This is a genomic window from Corallococcus sicarius (assembly GCF_003611735.1).
Taxonomy (GTDB): Bacteria; Myxococcota; Myxococcia; order Myxococcales; family Myxococcaceae; genus Corallococcus; species Corallococcus sicarius.
Genome location: NZ_RAWG01000391.1, coordinates 1 through 7,532, shown reverse-complemented (window position 1 = coordinate 7,532; position 7,532 = coordinate 1). Strand labels below are relative to the sequence as shown.

The following is a 7,532-nucleotide window of genomic DNA, read 5'->3' as shown; positions in this document are numbered from 1 at the left end:
CGGGCACCCCCGCGCCCGCCCGTACGGTGAGCCTGCAGACGGACGCAGCCGCCGCGAAGGGCTTCCAGAAGAAGGCCCTGGAGGGCCAGGACCTCTGGGCCACGATGGAGACGAACCAGGGCACCATCGTCCTGAAGCTCTTCTCCAAGGACGCGCCCAAGACGGTGGCCAACTTCGTGGGGCTCGCGACCGGCGAGCAGCCGTGGATCAGCCCGAAGACGGGCGAGCGCGTGGAGGGCAAGCCGCTGTACGACGGCGTCATCTTCCACCGCGTCATCCCGGGCTTCATGATCCAGGGCGGCGACCCCACGGGCACCGGCCGGGGCGACCCGGGCTACCGCTTCGGGGACGAGTTCAAGAGCATGCGCGGCTTCGACAAGCCGGGCATCCTGGCCATGGCCAACGCGGGCCCGGACACCAACGGCAGCCAGTTCTTCATCACCACCTCCACGCCCACCAACCTCAACGGCAAGCACACCATCTTCGGTGAGGTCGTGAAGGGCTACGACGAAGTGGTGGAGAAGATTGGCAACGTGCCGCGCAACCGGCAGGACCGGCCCGACACGGACGTGGTCATCCAGCACATCACCATCAGCGACGCGCAGCCGTGAGCCTCCATCCGCGCCACGTGCGCACGAAGCTGGGCGAACTGGACTGCCACGTCGTCGACGCGCTCCCGGAGGGCGCGAAGCCGGAGCTGGTGGTCGTGCTCAGCCACGGCTACGGCGCGTCGGGCACGGACCTGATGGGGCTGGCGCCGGAGCTCTGGGCCGCCGCCCCCCGGCTCGCCGAAGGCGTGCGCTTCGTCTTCACGCAGGCCCCCCTGACCCTGGCGCACCTGGGCATGCCCCAGGCACACGCCTGGTTCCTGCTGCCGGACTCCGTGCTGGCGGGTGAGCAGCGGGACTGGGATCAGTTCGCCCGCGACGTGCCCCCGGGGATGCCCGCCGCGCGCCGCGCGCTGATGAGCACGGTGGCGGCGCTCCAGCACCCCTACGGCCGCATCGTGCTGGGAGGCTTCAGCCAGGGCGCCATGCTGTCCACGGACGTGGCGCTGCGGCTGGAGGAAGCGCCCGCCGGGCTGTGCCTGCTGTCTGGCACGCTCATCGCGGTGGAGGAGTGGAAGACGAAGGCCCGTGCGCGCTCGTCGCTCCCGGTGTTCATGGGGCACGGCCGGGACGACACGATGCTCCCCTTCCATGGCGCCGAGCGCCTGCGCGACGTGCTGACGGGCGCGGGACTGCCGGTGGAGCTGCTGCCCTTCGACGGCGGGCACGCCATCGTCACGGAGGAGATCGAGCGGATGGCCGCGTTCCTCGAGAAGCGACTGGACGAACGCTGACCGGCCGCGGGACGGAGGCTTGAGCGTGTACCAGGCGAAGGAACTCACGGTCCCCACGCGGGGCCGGGGCCTCGTGGACATCACGGACGAGGTGCAGCGGGCGGTGAAGGGCACGGGCATCCGCGACGGGCTCTGCACGCTGTTCCTGCACCACACGAGCGCATCGCTGCTCATCAGCGAGAACGCGGACCCCGTCGTGCAGCGCGACCTGGAGGCGTTCTTCTCCCGGCTGGTGAAGGACGGGGATCCGCTGTTCCAGCACGACGCGGAGGGACCGGACGACATGCCCGCGCACGTGCGCACGGTGCTGACGCAGGTGTCGCTGAGCGTGCCGGTGAAGGACGGCCAGGCGGACCTGGGCACGTGGCAGGGTGTCTACGTCTGGGAGCACCGCACGTCGCCGCACCGCCGCCGCGTCACCGTGTCCGTGCTGGGCGGCTGAGGCGCCGGATGCATTGACGCCTCACAGGTCGCTGACGGTGGCGACCACGGCAGCCGCACCCCGGCGCTTCTTCGGCTGCACGCGGGCCTGTCCGCGGATGCGCACCCAGGTGCCCGGGTCCTCCGGCAGCGCGTGGGCCATGGACCAGCCGGTGGGCACCTCGGGCGTGGTCCACCCATAGAGGACGCGCGCGTCCTTCGGGGCCAGGTTGATGCAGCCGTGGCTGACGGGCTCACCGAAGCGGTCGTGCCAGTAGGCGGTGTGCAGGGCGAAGTCGCCCTCGAAGAACATGGTCCACGGCACGGTGGCCACGCGGTAGCTGGCCTTGCCCTCCTGGCCCGTCATGTCGGCCTCGGCGAACTTCACCCAGATGCGGAACAGCCCCTCGGGCGTGTCGGTGCCCGGGCTGCCGGAGGAGATGAGCGTGGCGTAGACGGGGCGGTCGCCCTCGTAGGCGATGAGCACCTGGGCCTCCAGGTCCACGTCCAGCCAGCGCGCGCCGGGCTCCACGATGGACGGCGACGCCAGCGACCACGCGACGTGCAGGTCGTCGCGCGCCACCCAGTGGTCCTCCGCGATGCGCACCCACTGGCCATCCGGGGACAGCTCGCGCACGGAGACGAGCGTGCGCGGCGGGAGCACCGTCTCGCGTTCGGCGCGGGCGTCCGGCGCCACGCGCACCACCACGTCCGCTCGGGGGGTGACGCGGGACTGGGCCCAGGCGAAGGGCATGGGCAGCGACGCGAGCGCCTCCGCGTCCAGGCCGCTGAAGTCGGACGGGCGGTGCTCGCGCAGCACGCGCGCCTCGAAGTACTGGCCGTCGGAGGTGCGCCAGAAGGTGCGCCGGCCCACCTTCACCTGACCCTGGAGCTTCACCGTCACGGAGCCCTTGAGCAGCACGCCCTGCCGCCGCCGTTTGGCGAGCGCGAGGCTGGGGTAGGCGCGCACGCGGCGGCCCACCACGCGCGCATAGATGCCGGGCGTGAGCGCGCCCTCCTCCACGCGGGGCAGCGTGCGCACGCGGGGCTCGCGGAAGTTCTGCTCCAGGTAGCGCTCACACACCCAGCCGCGCGGCTCCAACTGCACCCACGTCTCGCAGTCCGGCCCGCGCATCGCGCCCTTCCACGTCACGCGCATGTCCTGGGCGACCGTGCCCAGCGTGGGCGCGTCCTGCCGGGGCTCCGAGCGCACCGCGATGGAGCGGCGCACCCGCAGCGAGCCCGCGTCCGGAGCGTAGGGGATGGCGTAGGGCTCCATCCCGGCATCGGCGGTCGCGAGCGGTTCCTCGGAGGCAGCGTCACCCCCATCCACGTCGGACGGCATTCCGTTCAGGCCAGGGCCCACCTCCGCGAGGGGCTCGACGGCGACGGGTGCCACGGGTTCCTGGGCGAAGTCGTCGGCATCGAGCAGGGGTTCGCCATCCGGTCCCAGTTCGAGCACGGGGACCTCGGACTCGGTGATGACCTGGGGCTCCTCTTCGCCCGGCAGGGCCTGGGAATGCGAGCCCCGGAACGAGGCCGAGGCCTGCGCGAGCGACGGCTCCATCATCAGCGAGAGCGCATCCTCCGGGCCCGCGTCCCCCGCCACGTCCGTGCTTTCGATGAGGGCCGAAGCGGTGGCGTGAGGCACGCCGCCGTCCACGGACGGATCCGGCGCGGTGGCCTGCCACGCGGAGCGCAGCGCTTCCGCGGCCGGATCCGGTTCGGCGGCGGGAGCGGAGGCCAGGGACGCCACCTCCGTCACGGGCAGGGCGCTGCCCGCGTCCCCTGATTCAAGGGGAAGGGGTGGCTCCACCGGAGCGCACGCGAAGAGAATCAGGGGGAGTCCGAGGGGGAACCAGCGGCGGCGCATACAGGTTGCTACGGTACGGGTCCCCGCTGACATCCTCAACGTCGGCCCAGGTGTGAAGTCCTGCGCGCGCCGCCGCCGGGGTGGGCAGATCCGCCGCCCGCAGCGGTGATTGCCGTGATTGACGGAACGGGCCGCGTCCCGTCCTCGCGGCGGGCGATCAGCTCCGGCCTTCCGCGGGCGGGATGACCTCGGGCGCTTCGGGCGCTTCCAGCAGCTTGTAGAGCGTCTTGCGGTCCACGCCCAGCAGCCGCGCCGCCTCGCTCTTGTTGCCGCCCACGTGCTGGAGCACGTGCGCCGCGTACCGGCGCGACAGCTCCGCGAGGCTCGGCAGGTCGCCCGCGAGCCCGGTGAGGCGCTTGGGCGCGTCGCCAATGGGCTCCGGGAAGTCCGGCGGCCCCAGCACGCCGGTGACGTTCAGCGCGAGCGCCCGCGCCATCACGTTCTCCAATTGCCGCACGTTGCCCGGCCAGTCGTACACCGTCAGCCGCGCCATCGCGTCCGCCGTCACCACCGGCCGCACCCCGCCCCGGGCGTGCAGCGCGGCGAAGTGCTCCACCAGCGCCGGGATGTCCTCGCGCCGCTCCCTCAGGGGCGGCAGGTGCAGGTGCACCACGTCCAGCCGGTACAGCAGGTCCTCGCGGAACGCTCCCTCCGCCACCCGGACCTTCAGGTCCTTGTTCGTCGCCGCCAGCACCCGCACGTCCACCTTCACCGGGACGCTCTCGCCCACGCGGCGGATCTCCCCCTCCTGGAGGACGCGCAAGAGCTGCGACTGCACCTTCGGGCCCACGTCGCCAATCTCGTCCAGGAAGAGCGTGCCGCCGTTGGCCTCCTCGAAGAGGCCGCGCCGCGCACCCGACGCCCCGGAGAAGCTGCCCTTCGCGTGACCGAACAGCTCGCTCTCCATCAGCGACTCGGTGATGGCGCCGCAGTCAATGGGGATGAACGGCCCGCTGGAGCGCGCCGAGCGCTTGTGCAGCGCGCGCGCCACCATCTCCTTGCCCGTGCCCGTCTCGCCGGTAATCAGCACCGGCACGTTGCTGGTGGCCGCGCGCGCCACCTGCTTGTAGACCTCCAGCAGCGCCTGGCTGCGGCCCACGAGCGACGTGCGCTCCACCTGCTTGCGCAGCGTGCGGTTCTCCTCCACCAGCCGCTTCTGCTCCAGCGCCCGCTTCGCCACCCGCATGATGGCGTCCACGTCGAACGGCTTGGACAGGTAGTCGAAGGCGCCCTGCTGGATGCTGTCCAGCGCGCCCTCGATGTTGCCGAACGCCGTGACGACGATGACGGGGGTGTCCGGCAGGGTGGAGCGCGCCGTCTGCAACACCTTGAGCCCGTCGCCGGGGTCCGGCATCGCCATGTCGGTGAGGACCAGGTCGAAGGCCTGCTCGCCCATCCGCTCAGCGGCGCTCTTCGGATCCGCGGCCTGCACCACCGGACCCAGCACGCCCAGCAGGCGCTGCAGGAGGTCCCGCGCATGCGGGTCATCATCCACGACGAGGATTCGGGCTGAGCTCATGAGGCCTTGCGGATGGAGGAGGAGTCCCGTTGCGGGCCGGACTCCACCACAAGCGGAGCCTGCGTGCGCGCCACACGCGCGAACCGCACGCGGATCCGCGTGCCCTTGCCCTCCTCGGAGTGCACCGTGAGCGTGCCCCCGTGCGCCTCCACCACGCGCCGGGTGGTGGCGAGCCCCAGCCCGTGGCCCGGGATGCTCCGCACCTCCGCGGCCCGGAAGAACGGCTGGAACAGCGACGCCTGCGTCGCCGCGCTCATCCCCAACCCGTTGTCCGTCACCTCCACCACCGCGTCCGGCCCTTCCGTCGCCACCCGCACCACCACGCGCGCCTCCGGCCGGCCCGCCGTGTACTTCACCGCGTTGGACAGCAGGTTGCGCGCCACCACCTGGAGCAGCTGCGCGGGGCAGTCCACCAGCACGCCCGGCTCCAGCTCGCGCTCCAGCGCCACGCCCAGCGCCGACGCCGTCTGGCTCACCTCCAACAGCAGCGTGCTCACCGCCGTGTCCAGCTCGCCCTTCGTGCCGTCGCCCCGGTTGCCCGCGCGGCAGAAGCGCAGCAGCGCTTCAATCAACTCGCCCATGCGCACCGCGCTGGATTCACACTGGGAGATCATCTCCAGCGCGCCCGGGTCCTTCACCGCCCCCGAGCGCCGGATGAGCGTCAGGTAGCCCTTGAGCGGGGACAACGGGCCCATCAGGTCATGCGCCACGCGGCTGGTGAAGGCATCCAGCTCCTGGTTGTGCCGCCCCAGCTCCTCCAGCTGCCCCTGGATGGTGGCGTCCTGGCGCTTGAGCAGGGAGGTGATGTGCCAGCCCACCATCAGCGACAGGAGGATGGCCAAGAGCGTGGTGCCCGCGCCCAGGGCGGTGTTGCGCACCCGGAGCGTGCCCAGCCGGCCCACGAGTTCGCGCGCGTCGTCCGCGTTCTCCGTGGCGAGCTTCCCCGCCAGCAGGTCCACCTCCGCCGCCAGCGGGCGGATGCTCTCCACCAGGTGGCGACGGGCGCGCTCCGCGTCGCGCTGGCGCGAGAACACCGCCGCCGCGCGCACCTGATCCGCCAGCCCCTGGCACGCGTTGTTGAAGCGCAGCCACACCGCCTTCTCCCCCGGAGGCAGGTGGCGCATGTACGCCTCGGAGGCCCGGCGGATGCTGCCCAGGATGTCCTCCATCACCGCGTCGGCCTCCTTCCGCTCGGCGTCGCCGGTGGAGCGCACGTGCGCCTCGATGGCGGACTCCAGCGACAGCACGTCCACGCGGATGCGGCCGATGAGGCTCGCGCGCTCCAGCGCCTCCAGCACCAGCGCGTCCACCTGATGGCCCGTGCGCACCTCCGTCCAGAGCGTGAAGCCCGTGACGGCCGACAGCAGCATCACCACGAAGAAGAAACCCGCGCGGTAGCCACGGATGGGGGTCCGCGAGTTCATCGCCACGCCCAAGCTCCTTGAAGAAGGGGAAGGAGGCCTGCCCCAGGCCGGGGCACCTCCAGGAACGTCACGGCAGGAACGTCACGGCACCGGCCCGGAGGCCTCTTTGGGCGACTCACCCGGCAGGGGCGGCTGGGTGCGGCGTCGCGCACGCTCCAGCGCGGACTCGTACCACACGTCCGACAGCTCCTCGTGCAGTGCCGCCAGCTCACGCTGCCGCGCCAGCAGCTGCGCGTTGTGCTCCTCCAGCGCGTGGCGCTCCGTCTCCAGCCGCGCCAGCTCGTCCACCGCGGAGGCACGGCCCTGCTCGGCCTCCGCGCGCGCCTGCTCCGCCTCCGCGCGCTGCTGCGCCAGCTCCTCCAGCGCGGACTCCACCGCCGCCAGCTTCGTCGCCAGCAACTCCGTGCGCTCGCGCTCGGACTGGTACTCCCGCTGCCACCGCTCCGTCTCCAGCACCTGGGCCTGGAGGCGCTCGGGCGGGATGCTTGCCGCACACCCCACCCCCAACCACGCCATGCCCCATGCGACCAGCAGGTGCCGCATACGCCATCTCTCCCGACCCCTGGCCGCGCGACATGCGCGACGAGGACCGCCGGGCCTCACGCTCGCTCTTATAGAGGCCCCGGCGCCTGACACTCGGGCCGAGCGAACGCGCCGCAGCTTGCAGAAGAGCGTCGTTGCCGTCAAAGCGCCGTGCGCCTGCCTGGGGAGCAGGCACCCATCTACACCCGCGCACCTGAGGAGATTCTCCCCATGGCGGATCCGCTCCTACCCCGGGAACCCCGCGAAGTTGTTCAAAACCGGCGGCTGGCACGGCGGGTGCTCAAGGACAGCGCACAACAACCGATGCAATTCCGCGTCGGCGTGTCGTTCCCCGGAGCCATCCATGAAGACCGTCATCGTCGCCGCCCTGTTCGCCGCCTCCGCCGCCTTCGCCAACACGCCGGCCCCCGC

General features: G+C 72.0%; 8 protein-coding genes. 4 read left to right on the top strand and 4 right to left on the bottom strand.

The window, feature by feature from the left end; translation table 11 throughout:
• The first annotated feature begins 26 nt into the window (after window positions 1-26).
• From D7X12_RS36625 to D7X12_RS36615, 3 genes are read left to right on the top strand one after another with little or no spacing between them, the layout of a single operon-like run.
• Entirely contained in the window at window positions 27-611 is a 585-nt protein-coding gene (locus tag D7X12_RS36625) for a peptidylprolyl isomerase (protein ID WP_244225001.1), read from the top strand.
• Window positions 608-1,342: an alpha/beta hydrolase gene (locus D7X12_RS36620; RefSeq protein ID WP_120629845.1), complete on the top strand. Its 735-nt coding sequence runs from the start codon at window positions 608-610 to the stop codon at window positions 1,340-1,342. Before D7X12_RS36625 ends, D7X12_RS36620 begins: the two co-directional genes overlap by 4 nt.
• A gap of 25 nt (window positions 1,343-1,367) precedes the next feature.
• Window positions 1,368-1,784, top strand: coding sequence for a secondary thiamine-phosphate synthase enzyme YjbQ (locus D7X12_RS36615; protein ID WP_120629844.1), 417 nt, complete (start codon window positions 1,368-1,370; stop codon window positions 1,782-1,784).
• 21 nt (window positions 1,785-1,805) lie between these two features.
• On the opposite strand, the gene D7X12_RS36610 is transcribed toward D7X12_RS36615, so the two are convergent.
• The 4 genes from D7X12_RS36610 to D7X12_RS36595 all read right to left on the bottom strand — a co-directional run bounded on the left by D7X12_RS36610 (window position 1,806) and on the right by D7X12_RS36595 (window position 7,121).
• Entirely contained in the window at window positions 1,806-3,578 is a 1,773-nt protein-coding gene (locus D7X12_RS36610) for a L,D-transpeptidase family protein (protein WP_244225000.1), read from the bottom strand.
• A gap of 214 nt (window positions 3,579-3,792) precedes the next feature.
• Window positions 3,793-5,154, bottom strand: coding sequence for a sigma-54-dependent transcriptional regulator (locus D7X12_RS36605; protein ID WP_120629842.1), 1,362 nt, complete (start codon window positions 5,152-5,154; stop codon window positions 3,793-3,795).
• Entirely contained in the window at window positions 5,151-6,578 is a 1,428-nt protein-coding gene (locus tag D7X12_RS36600) for a sensor histidine kinase (protein WP_120629841.1), read from the bottom strand. The genes D7X12_RS36605 and D7X12_RS36600 overlap by 4 nt, the downstream gene beginning before the upstream one ends.
• 81 nt (window positions 6,579-6,659) lie before the next feature.
• Window positions 6,660-7,121 carry a hypothetical protein gene (locus D7X12_RS36595; protein WP_120629840.1) on the bottom strand — a complete coding sequence of 154 codons (462 nt, stop codon included), beginning with the start codon at window positions 7,119-7,121 and terminating at the stop codon, window positions 6,660-6,662.
• Window positions 7,122-7,331: 210 nt separating this feature from the next.
• Here D7X12_RS36595 and D7X12_RS43855 point away from each other — a divergent pair.
• On the top strand, window positions 7,332-7,532 hold a 201-nt coding region (locus D7X12_RS43855), incomplete at its 3' end, for a hypothetical protein (RefSeq protein WP_208719517.1).

Coding starts and splice junctions, on each gene's coding strand:
- D7X12_RS36605 (WP_120629842.1), bottom strand. CDS start 5,154: ATGAGCTCAGCCCGAATCCTCGTCGTGGATGATGACCCGCATGCGCGG.
- D7X12_RS36600 (WP_120629841.1), bottom strand. CDS start 6,578: ATGAACTCGCGGACCCCCATCCGTGGCTACCGCGCGGGTTTCTTCTTC.
- D7X12_RS36595 (WP_120629840.1), bottom strand. CDS start 7,121: ATGCGGCACCTGCTGGTCGCATGGGGCATGGCGTGGTTGGGGGTGGGG.